This window comes from Elioraea tepidiphila DSM 17972 (assembly GCF_000378465.1).
In the GTDB taxonomy this organism is placed as follows: Bacteria; Pseudomonadota; Alphaproteobacteria; order Acetobacterales; family Acetobacteraceae; genus Elioraea; species Elioraea tepidiphila.
Map to the genome: position 1 here is coordinate 1 of NZ_KB899914.1, position 16,797 is coordinate 16,797.

The following is a 16,797-nucleotide window of genomic DNA, read 5'->3' on the forward strand; positions in this document are numbered from 1 at the left end:
CCGGGCGTCGCCGCGCACCATGAGGCCGCGGCGCCGTGCTGCCGGTCGCGCGATACAACTGCGACCAACGCACCGCGCTCGCCACGCTCACCGAGAACAGCTTGGCCGCCTCGCGGCAACTCGCGCCATTCCGCATGGCCGCCACGACGCGATCACGCAGATCACAGGACAGGGCTCGGGTCATCGGCTGCTGGCCTCCAGCCCAGCCAGCAGCTTGAATCAGAAAACCAAACGCGCCGGAACACCCAATCCGATTCCACCAGAAGGAATCAGGCTCTAGTGTCGTGCCGTCATCCCCATGGGACTCCGCCGATGCCTGTGCGCTTCCGACCGGCTGCCGTCGTCGCCGTCTGCCTGCTTGCCGCTGCGCCGGCCGCACAGGCCGTCGAATTGACCTCGCACCGCGCCGCCTACCGGCTGGTGCTCGACCCGGCGCGGCCGAACCAGGATGTCGAGAGCGCGAACGGAGCGATGCTCTATGAGGTGGTCGATCGCTGCGGCGCGTGGACGGTGCAGCAGCGCTTCACCCTTCAGGTTGTGGGGCGCAGCGGGCAGGCCTACGAGATGTCGTCGGACTACGTGACCTGGGAGGCCCGGGAGGGGACCCGCCTGCGCTTCCGCCTGCGCCAGGCGACCGACGGGACAGTCACCAAGACGATTGCCGGGGAGGCGACCCTCGACGGGCCCGGCGGCACCGGATCGGCACGGCTGACCGCGCCTGAGCAGCGCGAGATCGCGCTGCCGCGCGGCACGCTGTTCCCGATGATCCACACGCTGCGCCTGCTCGAGGCGGCGCGGCGCGGCGATCGCGTGCTGGCAGCGCCGGTGTTCGACGGCACCTCCGAGGACGGCGCGCAGGACACCAACACCGTGATCGCCGGCCGGCTGCCCGCCGACCCCGCGGTCGGCTTCGCGGCCCTGCGCGACGTCGCGTCCTGGCGCGTGCGGATCGCCTTCTTCGCGCCCGGCGGCACCGGCCAGCCGGAATACGAGGTCGGCATCCGCTATTTCGAGAACGGGGTCGCGGACGAGTTGAAGATGGACTTCATCGAGTTCGCCGTCGCAGGGTACCTGGCCGAGTTCGAGCGGTTGCCCGGCGGGTGCAACTGACGGTGCGACGCCGCGCGCGGCCCTGACCTGCCGCCCGGGGTTGGCGCGCCGCCCCGGGAGCATGATATGACCCTCTCGGGAGGCTGGCGGCGGACGGGCTCCTCGCCAACCCGGCCAGGTCCGGAAGGAAGCAGCCGTAACGGGTTCTTGCCCGGGTCGTTCAGCCAGTCTCCCACCGTTTCCGCGAGAGCCTGGGGGCCACGAAGGGGAGCGCGGCAGGCGCGATGTCCGACCTGTTCGGCAGTCCTGCCGAGGAACCACCGCCGCCCGAGGGGCCCGGCCTGTTCGGCGCGGCCGACCCCGCGCCGCAGCCGCCACCCCGCCAGGGGCCAGCCCCGTACCGGGTGCTCGCGCGCAAATACCGTCCGCAGGGTTTCGAGTCCCTGATCGGCCAGGAGGCGATGGTGAAAACGCTCACCAACGCCTTCGCGACCGGCCGGATCGCCCATGCCTTCATGCTGACCGGCGTGCGCGGGGTGGGCAAGACGACGACCGCGCGCATCATCGCCCGCGCGCTGAACTGCACCGGCGCCGACGGCAGCGTGACCGCGCCGACCATCACCCCCTGCGGCGTCTGCGACTCCTGCCGCGCGATCGCCGAGGACCGCCATCCCGACGTGATGGAGATCGACGCCGCCTCCAACACCGGCGTGCAGAACGTGCGCGACGTGGTGATCGAGGGCGCGCGCTACGCGCCGATCAGCGCGCGCCACAAGGTCTACATCGTCGACGAGGTGCACATGCTCTCGACGGCGGCGTTCAACGCGCTCCTCAAGACGCTCGAGGAGCCGCCGCCGCATGTGAAGTTCGTCTTCGCCACCACCGAGATCCGCAAGGTGCCGGTGACGGTGCTGTCGCGCTGCCAGCGCTTCGATCTGCGCCGCATCCCGGCCGACAGGCTCACCGCGCATTTCGGCGAGATCGCCGGCAAGGAAGGGGTCGCGGTCGAGGAGGAGGCGCTGCGCCTGATCGCGCGCGCGGCCGACGGGTCGGTGCGCGACGGGCTCAGCCTGCTCGACCAGGCGATCGCGCTCGCGGGCGGCGGCGCGGTCACGGCCGAGGCGGTGCGGGGGATGCTGGGTCTCGCGGACCGCGGCCAGGTCTGGGACCTGTTCGAGGCGGTGATGGCGGGACGGATCGCCGAGGCGCTCGGGCTGCTCGGCCATGCGCATGCGGCCGGCGCCGATCCGACGGTGGTGGTGCAGGACCTGCTCGGCGTCACCCACGCGGTGACGCGCGCCAAGCTGATCCCCGCGGCCGAGGATGGGCTCGCCGCGGAGCTGGAGCGCGTGCGCGGCCCCGCCCTCGCTGCGCGGCTCTCGGTGCCGCAGCTCGGCCGCGCCTGGCAGATGCTGCTGAAGGGCCTCGCGGAGGTGAACGAGGCCTCCGACCGGCTCGCCGCGGCCGAGATGGTGCTGATCCGGCTCGCGCATGTCGCCGAGCTGCCGACCCCGGGCGAACTCGTGCGCCGGCTCGCACGCGGCGAGGATGTGCCCGCGGGCGGCTCGGTGCCGTCCGGCGGGGGCGGATTGCGCGCGATCGCGGGCGGGGGCGTGCGGGCGGACGCTGCGCCGGTGGCGGCGCCGCGCGCGCAGACGGGGATCGCGGGGCTGCGCGATGTCGTCGCGCTCGCGACCTCGAGGCGCGAGGTGCGGCTCGCCGCCGAGATCGCCGAGTACATGCATCTCGTCCGGATCGAGCAGGGCGTTCTCGAGTTCCGCCCCGAGCCCGATGCGCCGCGCGATCTCGCCGCGCGCGTCGGCGCGCTGCTGACCGAGGCCACCGGGCGGCGCTGGACGGTGGCGCTCTCGGCCGAGCCAGGCGCGCCGACCCTGGCGGAGGCGGATCGTGACGAAGCGGCCCGGCTCCGGCGCGAGGTCGAGGCGCATCCCCTGGTGCGGGCGGTGCTGGAGGCGTTCCCCGGCGCGGTGATCGGCGAGATCCGGCGCTGGGACGCGGCCGAGGCTTCCGTGCCCGAGGCCGACGTGATCTACGACGATTTCACCGATGGCGAGGACGACGCATGAAGAATCTCGGCCAGATGATGAAGCAGGCCCAGGCGATGCAGCAGCGCATGGAGGAGATGCAGGCGCGGCTCGCCGAGCTCGAGGTGCAGGGCAGTGCCGGCGGCGGCATGGTGCGCGTGACGATGTCGGGCAAGGCCGAGGTCAAGCGGGTCAAGATCGACCGTGCGCTGGTCGATCCCGAGGAGGTGGAGGTGCTGGAGGACCTGGTGGTCGCGGCGATCGCCGATGCCAAGGCGAAGGCCGAGGGGCTGGTCGCCGAGGAGATGGCCAAGGTCACGGGCGGGTTGCAGTTGCCGCCTGGGCTCAAACTGCCGTTCTGAAAGAAACGCGGCGGGGGGCCGCAAGGCCCCCCGCACCCCCCCTGGAGGGCGGCCCTCCCGTTGGTCGGGCCGCGGCCCCCGACCAACGGGAGGGGGCCCCTGTGCAGGGGGTCCGGGGGACCAGCGTGGTCCCCCGGTCCTCCTTGACTATACTCACGCCAAACCACGCGGAGGCCCCGCCATGAACGTCATCACACCCGTCAGCAAGAAGCGCTCCCTCGCCAAGTTCACCTGGGAGGACCCGCTGCTGTTCGAGGAGCTCCTCACCGAGGACGAGCGGATGATCCGCGACTCCGCGCGCGACTACGCGCAGGAGAAGCTGATGCCGCGCGTGCTGGAGGCGAACCGCCACGAGCGCTTCGACCGCGAGATCATGAACGAGTACGGCGAGATGGGCTTCCTTGGCGCGACCCTCGACAGCCATGGCTGCGCCGGCATTTCCTACGTCGCCTACGGCTTGATCGCGCGCGAAATCGAACGCGTCGATTCCGGCTACCGCTCCGCCTGGTCGGTGCAGTCCTCGCTCGTGATGTATCCGATCTGGGCGTTCGGGTCGGAGGCGCAGAAGGACAAGTACCTGCCGAAGCTGCGCACCGGCGAATGGGTCGGCTGCTTCGGCCTGACCGAGCCCGATGCGGGGTCCGATCCGGGCAGCATGCGCACGCGCGCGAAGAAGACCGCGAACGGCTATGTGCTGAACGGCTCCAAGACCTGGATCTCGAACTCGCCGATCGCCGACGTGTTCATCGTCTGGGCCAAGGATGACGCGGGCGAGATCCGCGGCTTCATCCTGGAGAAGGGGATGAAGGGGCTGACCGCGCCGAAGATCGAGGGCAAGTTCTCGCTGCGCGCCTCGATCACCGGGATGATCATGATGCAGGATGTCGAGGTCGGGGAAGATGCGCTCCTGCCCGGCGTGAAGGGGCTGAAGGGACCGTTCTCCTGCCTCAACAACGCGCGCTTCGGCATCGCCTGGGGCGTGCTCGGCGCGGCCGAGTTCTGCTGGCACGCCGCGCGCAGCTACACGCTCGAGCGCAAGATGTTCGGCCGTCCGCTGGCGGCGACCCAGCTCATCCAGAAGAAGCTCGCCGACATGCAGACCGAGATCACGCTCGGGCTGCACGCGGTGCTGCGGCTCGGGCGGCTGTGGGACGAGGGCAAGGTCGCGCCCGAGATGATCAGCCTGCTCAAGCGCAACAACTGCGGCAAGGCGCTCGACATCGCGCGGGTGAGCCGCGACATGCATGGCGGCAACGGCATCGTCGACGAGTATCACGTGATCCGCCACGTGATGAACCTCGAGACGGTGAACACCTATGAGGGCACGCACGACGTGCACGCGCTGATCCTCGGCCGCGCGCAGACGGGGATCGCCGCCTTCGCCGCCGGCGGGTGAGCGACGGTTCCGTCCCGGTACATCTGCGTCACGGAGTGACGCGGCGCGCGGCGGCGCGATGTCCTCGCGCCGCCGTCATCGTGTCCGGCTGCCCCCTGGGTTGACCTCCCGATCCGGGCACGGATGATGGTGGCGGAGGATTTGCATGACGCCTGTTGCCATCGCTGATCCGGCCCCCGCCGACGCGCGCGTGCGCGACACGGTCGCATTGCTCGATCGGCTGGTGTCCTTCGACACCACCAGCCGCAACAGCAATCTCGCCTGCATCGGCTTCATCAAGGATTACCTGGCCAGGCACGGTGTCGAGTCGCGGCTCACCCACGATCCCACCGGCACCAAGGCGAATCTCTACGCGACGATCGGGCCGCAGGGTGTGCCGGGTGTCGCGCTCTCGGGTCATGTCGATGTGGTGCCGGTGGACGGGCAGGACTGGTCTTCCGATCCGTTCCGGCTGCGTCGCGCGCACGGCCGGCTCTACGGTCGCGGCACCTCGGACATGAAGGGCTTCGTCGCCGCCTGCCTCGCCATGGTGCCCGCGTTCCAGGCGCGCGGGCTCCGGCGCCCGATCCATCTCTGCTTCACCTATGACGAGGAGGTGGGCTGCCACGGCGCGCGCGTGCTGGCCGCCGATCTCGCTGCGCTGCCGGTGCGTCCGGAGATGGTGATCGTCGGCGAACCGTCGTCGATGAAGCCGATCCTCGGGCACAAGGGCAAGGTGTCGGCGACCTGCCGGGTCATCGGCCTCGCCGGCCACTCCTCGCGCCCTGACCGGGCGGTGAACGCTCTGCACGTGGGCGCCGAGATCGTATCGTTCCTCAATCGCCAGCAGGCGCGCATCATCGCCGAGGGGCCGCACGATGCGCGCTTCGATCCGCCCTGGACCTCCTGCCACGCCGGCGTGTTCCGCTCGGGCTCGGCGCTGAACATTGTCCCGCACGAGGCCGAGATCGTGTTCGAGTACCGCCACATCCCGGCGCACGATGCCCGAATGCTGCTGGACGAGCTGCGCGCCCATGCCGAGACAGTGCTGCTGCCGCCGATGCGCGCGGTGCATCCGGGCGCGGCGATCACGTTCGACGAGCGGCCGCGACTTGCGGGCATGGACCTCGCCGAGGATCATCCGCTCGCCGACCTGGTGCGATCGCTCACCGGCGCGAACGAGGCGGGCCGTGTCGCCTACGGCACCGAGGGCGGCATCTTCCAGGAGGCCGGCATGGCGGCGATCGTCTGCGGCCCGGGCGACATCGCCCAGGCGCACACGCCGGACGAATGGATCGCCGAGAGCGAGCTCGCGGCCTGCGCGGCGTTCCTCGCGCGTCTCGCCGATCGTCTCGCCGCCTGACGCCCGCATGAGCGCGCCGACCCTGATCGCCCCCCGCCGGCGGGTCGAGATCCCGGTCCCGGACCTGACGCCGTGGCTTGCCGGCAATGCCGGGCTGCCGGGGTTCTGGACCGTCGCCGGCGCGCAGCCCGGCCCCCACACGGCGATCACCGCGCTGGTGCACGGCAACGAGATCGCGGGTGCGCTGGTGCTGGTGCGTCTGCTCGAGCGCGGCATCACGCCGCTGCGCGGCAGGCTCAGCCTCGGCTTCGCCAATCTCGACGCCTTCGCGCGCTTCGATCCCGCCAACCCGACCGCCAGCCGCTATGTGGACGAGGACCTGAACCGCATCTGGTGCCGCGCGGTTCTGGACGGCGGCACCGAAACCTCGGAACTGCGGCGCGCGCGTGCGATGCGCCCGCTGATCGACACGGTGGATGTGCTGCTCGACCTGCATTCGATGCTGTGGGAGAGCGAGCCGCTGCTGATCGCGGGCCAGCCCGAGAAGGGGCGCAAGCTGGCGCTCGCGGTAGGGGTGCCGCCGCTGGTGGTGGGCGACGAGGGACACTCCGGTGGGCGGCGGCTGATCGACTACCGCCCCTTCGCCGATCCGGGCTCGCCGCGCGTGGCGATCCTGGTGGAGGCGGGCCAGCATTGGGTGCCCGAAACGGTGGAGACCATGGCGGCGACGGTGGCACGGCTGCTGCTCGCGACCGGCCAGATCGACGCGCAGGGCGCGGCGCGCCTCACCGAGGCGCCGCTCGATGCCGGCCCGGTCCGGCTCGCCCAGGTGACGCGCACCGTCACCGCGCAGACGAACGAGTTCGCATTCGTGCACCCCTATCGCGGCGGCGACATCGTCCGCGGACGCAACACGCTGATCGCGCTCGACGGCGAGACCGAGATCCGCACGCCGCATGACGACTGCCTGCTGGTGATGCCGTCCTTGCGCACCTGCCGCGGCCATACCGCGGTGCGGCTCGCCCGCCTGATCGATCCGATCCCGGCATAGCACGTCGCTCGACCGGACAGGCGCACGATGGCAGAGTGCCGCCGTGCCCGAACGAGGCGCGTACTGAGGGAGGAACGATCATGCTGAGCCGCACCGTCGCGTGCCTTGCCGCGCTTGCACTGTCCACAGCCGCGCTGGCGCAGGACTACCCGACGCGCGCCATCACGCTGATCGTGCCCTATCCGCCCGGCGGCAATACCGACCTGATGGCGCGCGCGTTGCAGCCGGAACTCTCCAAGGCGCTCGGCCAGCCGGTCGTGATCGTCAATCGCGGCGGCGCCGCGGGCTCGATCGGCACGACCGAACTCGCCCGCGCCCGGCCCGACGGCTACACGATCGCCATGGTGCCGAACAATCCGGTCACCGCGCAGCCGCACCTGAACCGGTTGCAGTATTCCGCCGAGACGCTGCGCTACATCTGCCTCGTCTACGACAATCCGCAGGTGCTGGTGCTCGGGCGCAACGCGCCGTTCCGCGACTATGCCGGCATGGTGGCGCATGCGAAGTCCGGCGAGGAGGCGCTGGTGTACGGCTCGCCCGGCCAGGGCAGCACGCAGCACCTGCTGATGGCGCAGCTTCTGCGCGCGATCGGCGTTCGCGCGCTGCACGTGCCGTATCAGGGGGCGGGGCCGATGGCGCAGGCGGCACTCGGCGGGCAGATCATGGTCTTCATCGAGAGCCCGACCATCCCCGCCAACAACAACCTGCCGGTGCTGGCCGTGTTCTCGCGCGAGCGGTTGTCCTCGTTCCCCGACGCGCCGACGCTGGCGGAACTCGGCGTGCCGATCGAGGGCGCCTCGCACGGCGGGCTGGTGGCCCCCGACGGACTGCCGGATGCGATCGCGACAAAGCTGGAGGCGGCGTGCGAGACGGGGGTGACGTCCGAGACCTTCCGCACCGCGGCCACACGGCTTGCGGCGGTCGCGCGGTTCATGCCGGGCGCTGCGTTCCGCGAGCGCTTCGTCGCCGAGAGCGAGGCGAACAAGGGCACGATCGCCGCGCTGGGGCTCGCGCGGGAGTAGGCGCGGGCTGCCGGCTGCGCTATGCAGCCGGCGGATGCGGGCGTGGCGGAATTGGCAGACGCGCCGGGCTCAAAATCCGGTTCCCCGCGAGGGGAGTGTCGGTTCGACCCCGACCGCCCGCACCAGGCTCAGAACCGCTCGACCCACGGCCGGAGCGCGATCTCCCAGGCCCAGGCGCTGCGATCCTGGTGCAACAGATCGAGATAGCTGCGCGCGATCGCATCCGGGTCGAGCAGGCTGTCCGGCGCGTCCGCGGGCTCCGGCCGTCGTGCCGAGCGGATGCCGCCGTCGATCACCACATGCGCGACATGAATGCCCTGCGGCTGGAGCTCGCGCGCGAGGCTCTGCGCGAGCCCGCGCAGCGCGAACTTGCCCATCGCGAACGGGGCGGACTGCGGATAGCCCTTCACGCTCGCCGAGGCGCCGGTGAACAGGATCGCCCCCTTGCCCGAAGGCGCCATCCGCTTCGTCGCCGCCTGCGCGACGAGGAACCCGCCGAAGGCCGAGACCGTGAGCGTGCGCGCGACCTCGGCCGGATCGAGCGTCACGAACGGCCCGCGCACGCGGTAGCTCGCGTTGAACACCACGACATCGGGCGGCCCGCCGAGGGCCGCGTCCATCGCCGCGAACAGCGCCTCGACCTGCTCCGGCACGGTCGCGTCGCAACGCTGCGTCACCGCGCCGGTCTCCTCCGCCAGCCCCGCGAGCTTGTCGACGGACCGCGCCGCGAGCCCCACCCGCATTCCCTCGCGCGCGAACAGCCGCGCGAGCGAGGCGCTGAGCCCCGCACCCACGCCCACGATCAACGCGCGCTCGTAGTGATCCCGCATCGGAACCTCCCGGACCCGAGCCTCGCATGGCGCGGCTCCGCGCGTCATCGGGCGTGATGCGGCCAGGAGGGCGCGCTGCGCACCGACTCGTCGCGCCCGCGGTCACGGAGAACGCGCCGTCGGGCTGGGCCAACCAAGCATGCGACTGAGCGCGCCGTCCCGCAGCACGAGCTGGTGCCACAGAGCGGCCAGCACATGGGCCGCGATGGCTGCCAGCATCAGATTGGCCAGCATCTCATGAGCCTCCCCCCAAAGGCGGCCGCCCGGGATGGGCATGGGCGCCGGGAGGGGCAGCCCGCCAAACACCGTGACGCTCCGGCCACGCGCCCAGCGGTCGAGCAATCCGCTCAGCGGCACCGCGACCGTCAGGCCCAGCAGCGTGAGATGCATCGCGGTCGCGGCGAAGCGCGCCCAGGCCGCCGCCGGGGCGATCGGCGGCGCCGAGATCAGCCGCCAGGCCACGCGGAGCGCCGCCAGACCGAGCACCAGCACGCCCAGGCTGTAGTGCAGTTGCATCGCGAGGTCCCGGCTGGCGCCGCGCGGGACCTCCTCCATCGTGCTGCCGACCACCCAGGCCGACAGCACCACCAGCGCGGTCGCCCAGTGGATGACGCGGGTCGCCATCCCGAACGGCTGCGCCGCGACAGCGGTCGCCATCGCTTTCACCCCTCAGCGGCTGCGGGGCGTGACCGCGCCCGTCGTGGCGTCGACGCGCAGCGTGACGCGACGGCCCTGCGCGTCGGCGGCCTTGACCTTCCAGCCGCCACGCTCCCACTCCAGCTCGGTGACGGCCGAATAGCCCGCGCCGTAGACGGCGGCGATGGCGGCCGGGGCGTCGAATCGGGCGGTGGACGGCGCCACCGCCTCGCCCGCGCGGCGGTCGGCGCGGTTGCCGTCGTCAGAGGCGAGCACGGCCTGGAACGGGGCGGCGGTGGCGAGCGCCAGGGTCAGCGCGGCCAAGGGGCGGATGCGAGCCATCATCGGTCTCCTGTGTTCTGCGTTGCGGCCTCTCCGCAACGGGCGGCACACTGGTCGCCCCCGCCTGAACCGAGGCTGAGCCCTCTGTTCAGCGACCGTTCAGCCGCGCTCGCGGATCGTGTGCCCATGCGCCGAGCCCTTCTGCTGCTGCCGCTCCTGCTGCTGGTCTCTCGGCACGCCGAGGCGGACGACCGGCGCGACCACGAGCGGGCGCGCGCCGCGCTTGCCGCCGGCGAGATCCGTCCGCTTGCCGACTTGCTGGCCGAGGTGGAGGGCCGCTACGTCGGCCGGGTGATCGAGGCCGAACTCGATCGCGAGGACGGTCGCTGGGTCTACGAGATCAAGCTGCTGCCGCCGTCCGGCCGGGTCTTCGCGATCGAGCTCGATGCTGCGACCGGCGCCCTGCTGCGCAGCCGCGGGCCGGTCCAACAGCGGCGCTGATGCGAGTCCTCGTGGTCGAGGATCACCCGGCGCTGGCTCGTCAGGTGATGGACGCCCTGAGCGAGGCCGGGTTCGTCGCTGACCGCGCGGCGGACGGCGAGGAGGGCCATTTTCTCGGCGACACCGAGCCCTATGACGCCGTGGTGCTCGATCTCGGCCTGCCGGTGCTGGACGGGCTGACCGTGCTGAAGCGCTGGCGCGCCGCAGGGCGCGACATGCCCGTGCTGATCCTGACGGCGCGCGACGGCTGGAACGAGAAGGTGGCGGGTCTCAACGCGGGGGCCGACGATTACCTGACCAAGCCCTTCGTGATGGCCGAGCTGGTCGCGCGCGTTCAGGCGCTTGTGCGCCGGGCCCATGGTCGCAGTCGTCCGGAGATCACTCTCGGTCGCCTGGTCGTCGACACCGCGGCTCAGCGTGTGCTGCTCGATGGTGCGGCCGTGAAGCTGACCGGGCTCGAGTACCGGCTGCTGGCCTATCTCGCCCTGCATGCCGGGCAGGTGGTCTCCAAGACCGAGCTGACGGAGCACCTCTACGCGCAGGACTTCGACCGCGACAGCAACACGCTGGAGGTCGTGGTCGGTCGGCTGCGGCGCAAGCTCGGCGAGGGACTGATCGAGACGCTGCGCGGCCAGGGCTACCGGCTCGTGGGCGGATGAGGCTGCCGCGCTCGCTGACCCTGCGCCTTGCGCTCGCGGCAGGTCTGTGGGTGACGGCCGGGCTCAGCGCGGCGGGGTGGTTCCTCACCGGCGTCGCCGTGCACCACGTCGAGGCGGCGTTCGATGCCCGGCTGATGGGCCTGCTCGATGGCGCGGTGGCGGCGGTCGGGGCCGACGAGACCGGCCGTGTCGTGGTGACGCGCGCGCCGGCGGGGGCGGATTTCGACCGGCCGCTCAGCGGCGCGTACTGGCAGGTGACGGGGCCGGACGGTGCGCTGGCGACCTCGCGCTCGCTCTGGGACCAGTCGCTGCCGCCGGCCTCGGCCGATCACGAGGGCGTGCTGATCCGCGATGCGCGAGGACCGCGCGGCGAGCCCCTGCGGGTCGCCGAGCGCGACGTTCTGCTGCCGGATGCGGGAGCGCCGGTGCATGTCGCCGTGGCGCTGTCGCGCGCCGCGACCGAGGCGGAGGTGCAAAGGCTGCGCGCGGTCCTGCTCGCCGTCGTCGTCGTGCTTGGTCTCGGGCTTGTGACCGGACTGGCCGTCACCGTCGTCGCGGGCCTCGCGCCGTTGCGCCGGCTCCGTCGGGCGCTCGCCGAGATGCGGGCAGGGACGCGGCAGCGTCTGGACATCACGGGACCGTCCGAGATCGCGCCGGTGGTCGCGGAGATCGACGCTCTCCTGGCGGCCAATCGCGCGACCGTGGACCGGGCTCGGACCCATGTGGGCAACCTCGCCCATGCGCTGAAGACGCCGCTCGCCGTGCTGCGCAACGCGCTGGAGTCGTCACAGCCCGATCTGGCGGCCGCGCGCGCCGAGGCCGCGGCGCTCGAGCGCCTGGTGCAGCATCATCTGGCGCGCGCCCGGGCGGCCGCACGCCTGGCGATCGCCGCGCCGACGGTGTCGCCCCTCGTCGTGGCCGAAGAGGTCGCAACGGCGCTCCGGCGACTTCTCGGCGATCGCGCCATCGTCATCGACGTGACCGGCGACAGGGAGGCCAGCGTCGCGGTGGATGCGCAGGACCTGACCGAGATGCTCGGCAATCTGATGGAGAACGGCTGCACATGGGCGACGTCCAAGGTGCAGGTGCGCGTCGCCACCGAGGGCGAGAGCGTCACCGCCTCGGTGGCGGACGACGGTCCTGGCTTGCCTGAGCGGGACCGGACGACCGCGCTCCAGCGCGGCGCGCGGCTGGACGAGAGGACGCCCGGCTCGGGCCTCGGGCTCGCGATCGCCGCCGATCTCGCGGCCCTGCATGGCGGCTCGCTCGATCTCACGCGGAGCGCGGAGGGTGGCCTGTGCGCGATGCTCAGGCTCCCCCGCCGCGGCGCGATCGTATCCGCCTGATACCGTCTGCACGAAAATCCGACTCTTGCGCGGACGGTATCGCGCGCAGGGCTGCCGGGTCGCAGCGCAGCCGAGGCTCGCACCGTCGCGCATGACGTTGCCGCCCACCCGCCCCTATAGTCGGGCGGCGTGACCGCCGACTCCTTCCCCAGCCCCCTGCTCGCCCCAGCGTCGGTGCGCGCCACCGCGCCGGTACGCCCGGCGGGCCTGCCCGACCGGCTCGACCGCGGGTCGCCCCACCGCCTCGGCGCGCACTGGGACGGACTGGGCGTGAACATCGCCGTCTTCTCCGCCCATGCCGAGCGGATCGAGCTCTGCCTGTTCGACGCCGAGGGTCGGCACGAGATCGCGCGCTTCGACCTGCCCGAATGCACCGACGAGGTCTGGCACGGCTATCTGCCGGGCGCCGGCCCCGGCCTGGTGTACGGGCTGCGCGCGCACGGGGCCTTCGATCCGGCCGCCGGGCACCGCTTCAACCCGAACAAGCTGCTGCTCGATCCCTATGCGCGGCAGTTGCGCGGGGAACTCCGCTGGTCGGACGCACTCTCCGGCGCACAGCCGAGGAACGAGCGCACGCCCGACCGCCGCGACAGCGCGCCCTTCGTGCCGAAATGCGTCGTCACGCATGACGACTACCCTTGGGGCGATGACCGCCCGCCCGCGGTGCCGTGGGAGCGCACGGTGATCTACGAGGCGCATCTGCGTGGCATGACCATGCGCCACCCGGCCGTGCCGGCGGCGCAGCGCGGCAGCTTTGCCGCTCTCGGCCATCCGGCCGTGATCGAGCACCTGCTCCGCCTCGGCATTACCGCGGTGGAGCTCTTGCCGGTGCAGGCGATCCTGCACGACCGCGCGCTGTTCGAGCGCGGCCTCGTCAACTACTGGGGCTACCAGCCGCTCGGTTTCTTCGCGCCTGAGCCGCGCTACCTCTCGGCACCGGAGGCGCGCGACGAGATCCGCGGCACTATCCGCCGCCTTCACCAAGCCGGCATCGAGGTGATCCTGGACGTCGTCTACAACCACACCGGCGAGAGCGACGAGACCGGACCAACCCTCTGCTGGCGCGGCCTCGACAACGCGTCCTACTACCGGCTCGCGCCTGACGACCGGCGGCGCTACGTCAACGACAGCGGCACTGGCAACACGCTCAACCTTGCGCATCCGCGCGTGCTGCAGATGGTGATGGACAGTCTCCGCCACTGGGTGACGTCCTATCACGTGGACGGATTCCGCTTCGACCTCGGATCGATCCTTGGGCGTGAGGACAACGGCTTCGACGATGGCGCCGGGTTCTTCGACGCGATCCGCCAGGACCCGGAGCTCGGCCACGTGAAGCTGATCGCCGAGCCCTGGCATCTCGGCCCGGACGGCTATCATCTCGGGCGCTTCCCGCCCGGATTCGCCGAGTGGAACGACCGCTACCGCGATACGGTGCGTCGGTTCTGGGGCGGTGATCCGCTCGCCCGGCCCGAACTCGCCGCGCGGCTGACCGGCTCGGCCGAGCTGTTCGACCGACGCCGCCGGCGTCCCTGGGCGAGCGTCAACTTCCTCGCCGCGCATGATGGATTCACGCTGCACGATCTCGCCGCCTACGAGCACAAGCACAATCAGGCCAACGGTGAGGGCAACCGCGATGGCCATGACCAGAACCATAGCCGCAACTGGGGTGTGGAGGGCGAGACCGACGATGCCGCGATCAACGCCACGCGCGCGGCCGTCCGTCGCGCGATGCTCGTGACGCTGTTCGCCTCTACCGGCACACCGATGCTGCTCGCCGGCGACGAGTTCGGCCGCACGCAGAAGGGGAACAACAACGCGTACTGCCAGGACAACGCGGTGAGCTGGATCGACTGGGCGCGCGCGGAGGAGGCTGAGTGGAAACGGCTCCGCAGCTTCGTCGCGCGCTGCATCGCCGCCCGCGCGCGCCTCGCCCCGCTGCGTCCCGCGCGCTTCCTGCACGGCGCGGCCGAACCGTGGCCCGGGCTCGCCGATACCGCGTGGTTCGATGCCGCGGGCAAGCCGAAGACGCCGGAAGACTGGTCGCGGCCCGGGCTGATGCTGACGCTGCGCCGCGTCTGGTCCGAGGCCGGCACGACGCAGGCGACGCTGCTGCTGCTGAACGGCGAGTCGGAGTCGCGCCGGTTCGTCTTGCCCGAGCCATCGCTCGCCTGGGTGCGCATCCTGGACAGTGCCACGCCGGAGGCGCCGGAAGAGCCGGTCGCGGACGACGTGATCGAGGTCGCGGCGCACGCGGCCGTGCTGCTCGCCTGCACGCTCGGAGCCGCGACGCGATGACCGATGCCGCGCTCGCCGCCCTCGCCGGGGCCGCCGGACTCGCGGTGGAATGGCGCGACAATACCGGCAGGCTGAACGCGGTCGGGCCGGAGACGCTGCGCGCCGTGCTCGCCGCCATGGGCTTTCCGGCCGACAGCGACGCGGCGATCGCCGAGGCGCGTGCGGCGCTTGCGCGCCGTGCCGCCACCCTGCCGCCGGTGCTGACGCTGACGGTCGGCACCGACGGCGTGGCCGTGCCGGGGGGTGCCGTCGGCGATCGGTGGCGGCTCACGCTGGAGGACGGCACCACGCGCGAGGGCGCGCTGATCGCGGGCTGGAGCGGCGAGGCACGCCTGCCGGGACTCGACACGCCGGGCTGGCACAGGCTGGAGGTCGGCGGACGGGAAGTCGCGCTCGCCGCCGCGCCGCCGCGCTGTGTCGCCCTGCCCGAACAGGCGCGCGTCTGGGGTCTCGCCGCGCAGGTCTATGCGTTGCGCCGCGCGGGCGATCGCGGTGTCGGCGATCACGGCGCGCTCGCCGCCCTCGGCGAGGCGGCGGCGCGGCACGGGGCCGCGTGCCTGGCGATGAGCCCGCAGCACGCGCTGTTCGCCGCCGACCCCCATCGCTACGGGCCGTATTCGCCGTCTTCGCGGCTGTTCCTCAACCCGCTGCATGCCGACCCGTCGCTGGTGTTCGCCGATGCGGAGGGGGCGGTGACGGCCGATGACGGCGATCTGGTCGATTGGCCCGCGGTCTCGGCGCGCACGCTCGCGGCCTTCCGCGCGCTGTTCGCGCGCCACGCCGCCGACCCGCGCTTCGCGGCCTTCTGCGCGCGCGAGGGCGAGGCCTTGCGCGATCACGCGCGCTTCGAGGCGCTGCATGCGCATCAGGTCGCGCACCGCGCGGCCTATGACTGGCGGCGCTGGCCGGCCCCGCTGCGCGACCCGGCGAGCGCGGAGGTCGCGGCGTTCGCGCGTGCGCACGCGGACGAGGTGGCGTTCCACGAGTTCGCGCAGTTCCTCGCCGATGCCAGTCTTGCCGAGACGCAACGGCGCCTGCGCGCGGCCGGCATGGCGATCGGCCTGATCACCGATCTCGCGGTCGGCGCCGATCCCGCCGGCAGCCAGGCCTGGTCGCGGCCGGAGCAGATCCTGAATGGCGTCTCGGTCGGGGCGCCGCCGGATGCGTTCTCGCCGCTGGGCCAGGACTGGGGACTGACCGCCTTCTCGCCGACCGCGCTGATCGACACCGGTTTCGCGGGCTTCCTCGGCGTGCTGCGCGCGGCGCTGCGCCATGCCGGCGGGGTGCGGATCGATCACGTCATGGGGCTCGCCCGGCTCTGGCTCGTCCCACCGGGCGCAAGCCCGCGCGAGGGCGTCTATGCGCGCTATCCGCTCGATGACCTGCTGCGCCTCATCGCGCTCGAGTCGTGGCAGCGCAACGCGATCGTGATCGGTGAGGATCTCGGCACGCTGCCCGACGGGTTCCGCGACCGGCTGGATGCGACCGAGATTCTCGGCATGCGCGTGCTCTGGTTCGAGCGCGATCATGGCGGGGACTTTACCGATCCGGCGGCGTGGTCACGCCGCGCGGCGGCGATGACGACGACGCACGACCTGCCCACGGTCGTGGGCTGGTGGCAGGGCCGCGACATCGCCTGGCGCCGCCGGCTCGACCGCTTTCCCGATGTGGCGGCGGCCGAGGCGGAGGAGGCCGGACGTGCGGCGGATCGGGCCGCGCTCTGGCGGGCGATGTGCCGCTCCGGTGCCGCCACGGGCGAGGTGCCGGGGATCGAGGCGGCGGAGCGCGTCGTCGATGCGGCGATCCGGCATGTTGGCGGATCCGCCTCGGCGCTGGCGCTGCTGCCGGTCGAGGACGCCTGCGCGCTCGGCGAGCAGCCGAACCTTCCCGGCACCGTCGACGGCCACCCGAACTGGCGCCGTCGGCTGCCGCTGGACGCAGGAGCGATCCTGGATCGGGCGGACACGCGGCAGCGGATCGCCGCCTTCGCCGCATCGCGCCGCAACGACGCAAAGCTCTGACATGCATTGTTACGCGGTG

Annotated in this window: 16 protein-coding genes, 1 tRNA gene and 1 other RNA gene; 14 read left to right on the top strand and 4 right to left on the bottom strand. The window is 72.2% G+C overall.

Annotated features, from left to right (window positions below):
* A partial coding sequence (locus F563_RS25285; protein WP_245557099.1) for a helix-turn-helix domain-containing protein occupies window positions 1–184 on the bottom strand: 184 nt, incomplete at its 3' end.
* A 128-nt stretch (window positions 185–312) separates the two neighbouring features.
* On the opposite strand from F563_RS25285, the gene F563_RS21615 reads away from it, so the two are divergent.
* The 9 genes from F563_RS21615 to F563_RS0105090 all read left to right on the top strand — a co-directional run bounded on the left by F563_RS21615 (window position 313) and on the right by F563_RS0105090 (window position 8,333).
* Window positions 313–1,110 carry a cell envelope integrity EipB family protein gene (locus F563_RS21615; RefSeq protein WP_019013562.1) on the top strand — a complete coding sequence of 266 codons (798 nt, stop codon included), beginning with the start codon at window positions 313–315 and terminating at the stop codon, window positions 1,108–1,110.
* A gap of 80 nt (window positions 1,111–1,190) precedes the next feature.
* Window positions 1,191–1,284, top strand: an RNA gene (gene ffs, locus F563_RS24300) — signal recognition particle sRNA small type.
* A gap of 50 nt (window positions 1,285–1,334) precedes the next feature.
* Window positions 1,335–3,137 (top strand): DNA polymerase III subunit gamma/tau, encoded by a 1,803-nt coding sequence (locus tag F563_RS0105060; protein WP_019013563.1) that lies wholly within the window; start codon window positions 1,335–1,337, stop codon window positions 3,135–3,137.
* Window positions 3,134–3,457, top strand: coding sequence for a YbaB/EbfC family nucleoid-associated protein (locus F563_RS0105065; RefSeq protein ID WP_019013564.1), 324 nt, complete (start codon window positions 3,134–3,136; stop codon window positions 3,455–3,457). Before F563_RS0105060 ends, F563_RS0105065 begins: the two co-directional genes overlap by 4 nt.
* 181 nt (window positions 3,458–3,638) lie before the next feature.
* Window positions 3,639–4,853: an acyl-CoA dehydrogenase gene (locus F563_RS0105070; protein ID WP_019013565.1), complete on the top strand. Its 1,215-nt coding sequence runs from the start codon at window positions 3,639–3,641 to the stop codon at window positions 4,851–4,853.
* Between the two features lie 145 nt (window positions 4,854–4,998).
* On the top strand, window positions 4,999–6,195 hold the full coding sequence (gene argE, locus F563_RS0105075) for an acetylornithine deacetylase (protein ID WP_019013566.1): 1,197 nt from the start codon (window positions 4,999–5,001) through the stop codon (window positions 6,193–6,195).
* A 7-nt stretch (window positions 6,196–6,202) separates the two neighbouring features.
* Window positions 6,203–7,186, top strand: a complete 984-nt coding sequence (locus F563_RS0105080) for a M14 family metallopeptidase (RefSeq protein ID WP_019013567.1) — start codon at window positions 6,203–6,205, stop codon at window positions 7,184–7,186.
* 80 nt (window positions 7,187–7,266) lie between these two features.
* Window positions 7,267–8,208 (top strand): tripartite tricarboxylate transporter substrate binding protein, encoded by a 942-nt coding sequence (locus F563_RS21620; RefSeq protein ID WP_019013568.1) that lies wholly within the window; start codon window positions 7,267–7,269, stop codon window positions 8,206–8,208.
* Between the two features lie 36 nt (window positions 8,209–8,244).
* Window positions 8,245–8,333 (top strand) — tRNA-Leu (locus F563_RS0105090).
* 3 nt (window positions 8,334–8,336) lie between these two features.
* Here the strand turns inward: F563_RS0105090 and F563_RS0105095 are convergent.
* The 3 genes from F563_RS0105095 to F563_RS21625 all read right to left on the bottom strand — a co-directional run bounded on the left by F563_RS0105095 (window position 8,337) and on the right by F563_RS21625 (window position 10,016).
* Entirely contained in the window at window positions 8,337–9,038 is a 702-nt protein-coding gene (locus tag F563_RS0105095; protein WP_019013569.1) for an SDR family NAD(P)-dependent oxidoreductase, read from the bottom strand.
* Between the two features lie 102 nt (window positions 9,039–9,140).
* Complete coding sequence (locus F563_RS0105100) at window positions 9,141–9,695, bottom strand: cytochrome b (protein ID WP_019013570.1); 555 nt, start codon at window positions 9,693–9,695, stop codon at window positions 9,141–9,143.
* Between the two features lie 12 nt (window positions 9,696–9,707).
* The gene (locus F563_RS21625) at window positions 9,708–10,016 is read right to left on the bottom strand and encodes a PepSY domain-containing protein (RefSeq protein ID WP_019013571.1); all 309 of its coding nucleotides are present in this window, start codon (window positions 10,014–10,016) and stop codon (window positions 9,708–9,710) included.
* A gap of 126 nt (window positions 10,017–10,142) precedes the next feature.
* On the opposite strand from F563_RS21625, the gene F563_RS0105110 reads away from it, so the two are divergent.
* The 5 genes from F563_RS0105110 (at window position 10,143) to malQ (ending at window position 16,778) form a co-directional block, all read left to right on the top strand.
* Entirely contained in the window at window positions 10,143–10,457 is a 315-nt protein-coding gene (locus F563_RS0105110) for a PepSY domain-containing protein (RefSeq protein ID WP_019013572.1), read from the top strand.
* The gene (locus F563_RS0105115; protein WP_026299347.1) at window positions 10,457–11,116 is read left to right on the top strand and encodes a response regulator transcription factor; all 660 of its coding nucleotides are present in this window, start codon (window positions 10,457–10,459) and stop codon (window positions 11,114–11,116) included. The genes F563_RS0105110 and F563_RS0105115 overlap by 1 nt, the downstream gene beginning before the upstream one ends.
* Window positions 11,113–12,462, top strand: a complete 1,350-nt coding sequence (locus tag F563_RS21630) for an ATP-binding protein (protein WP_019013574.1) — start codon at window positions 11,113–11,115, stop codon at window positions 12,460–12,462. The genes F563_RS0105115 and F563_RS21630 overlap by 4 nt, the downstream gene beginning before the upstream one ends.
* A gap of 174 nt (window positions 12,463–12,636) precedes the next feature.
* Window positions 12,637–14,757: a glycogen debranching protein GlgX gene (gene glgX / locus F563_RS0105125; protein WP_051089329.1), complete on the top strand. Its 2,121-nt coding sequence runs from the start codon at window positions 12,637–12,639 to the stop codon at window positions 14,755–14,757.
* Entirely contained in the window at window positions 14,754–16,778 is a 2,025-nt protein-coding gene (gene malQ, locus F563_RS0105130; RefSeq protein WP_019013576.1) for a 4-alpha-glucanotransferase, read from the top strand. Before glgX ends, malQ begins: the two co-directional genes overlap by 4 nt.
* Window positions 16,779–16,797 lie beyond the last annotated feature (19 nt).

Coding starts and splice junctions, on each gene's coding strand:
- F563_RS21615 (WP_019013562.1), top strand. CDS start 313: ATGCCTGTGCGCTTCCGACCGGCTGCCGTCGTCGCCGTCTGCCTGCTT.
- F563_RS0105060 (WP_019013563.1), top strand. CDS start 1,335: ATGTCCGACCTGTTCGGCAGTCCTGCCGAGGAACCACCGCCGCCCGAG.
- F563_RS0105065 (WP_019013564.1), top strand. CDS start 3,134: ATGAAGAATCTCGGCCAGATGATGAAGCAGGCCCAGGCGATGCAGCAG.
- F563_RS0105070 (WP_019013565.1), top strand. CDS start 3,639: ATGAACGTCATCACACCCGTCAGCAAGAAGCGCTCCCTCGCCAAGTTC.
- argE (WP_019013566.1), top strand. CDS start 4,999: ATGACGCCTGTTGCCATCGCTGATCCGGCCCCCGCCGACGCGCGCGTG.
- F563_RS0105080 (WP_019013567.1), top strand. CDS start 6,203: ATGAGCGCGCCGACCCTGATCGCCCCCCGCCGGCGGGTCGAGATCCCG.
- F563_RS21620 (WP_019013568.1), top strand. CDS start 7,267: ATGCTGAGCCGCACCGTCGCGTGCCTTGCCGCGCTTGCACTGTCCACA.
- F563_RS0105095 (WP_019013569.1), bottom strand. CDS start 9,038: ATGCGGGATCACTACGAGCGCGCGTTGATCGTGGGCGTGGGTGCGGGG.
- F563_RS0105100 (WP_019013570.1), bottom strand. CDS start 9,695: ATGGCGACCGCTGTCGCGGCGCAGCCGTTCGGGATGGCGACCCGCGTC.
- F563_RS21625 (WP_019013571.1), bottom strand. CDS start 10,016: ATGGCTCGCATCCGCCCCTTGGCCGCGCTGACCCTGGCGCTCGCCACC.
- F563_RS0105110 (WP_019013572.1), top strand. CDS start 10,143: ATGCGCCGAGCCCTTCTGCTGCTGCCGCTCCTGCTGCTGGTCTCTCGG.
- F563_RS0105115 (WP_026299347.1), top strand. CDS start 10,457: ATGCGAGTCCTCGTGGTCGAGGATCACCCGGCGCTGGCTCGTCAGGTG.
- F563_RS21630 (WP_019013574.1), top strand. CDS start 11,113: ATGAGGCTGCCGCGCTCGCTGACCCTGCGCCTTGCGCTCGCGGCAGGT.
- malQ (WP_019013576.1), top strand. CDS start 14,754: ATGACCGATGCCGCGCTCGCCGCCCTCGCCGGGGCCGCCGGACTCGCG.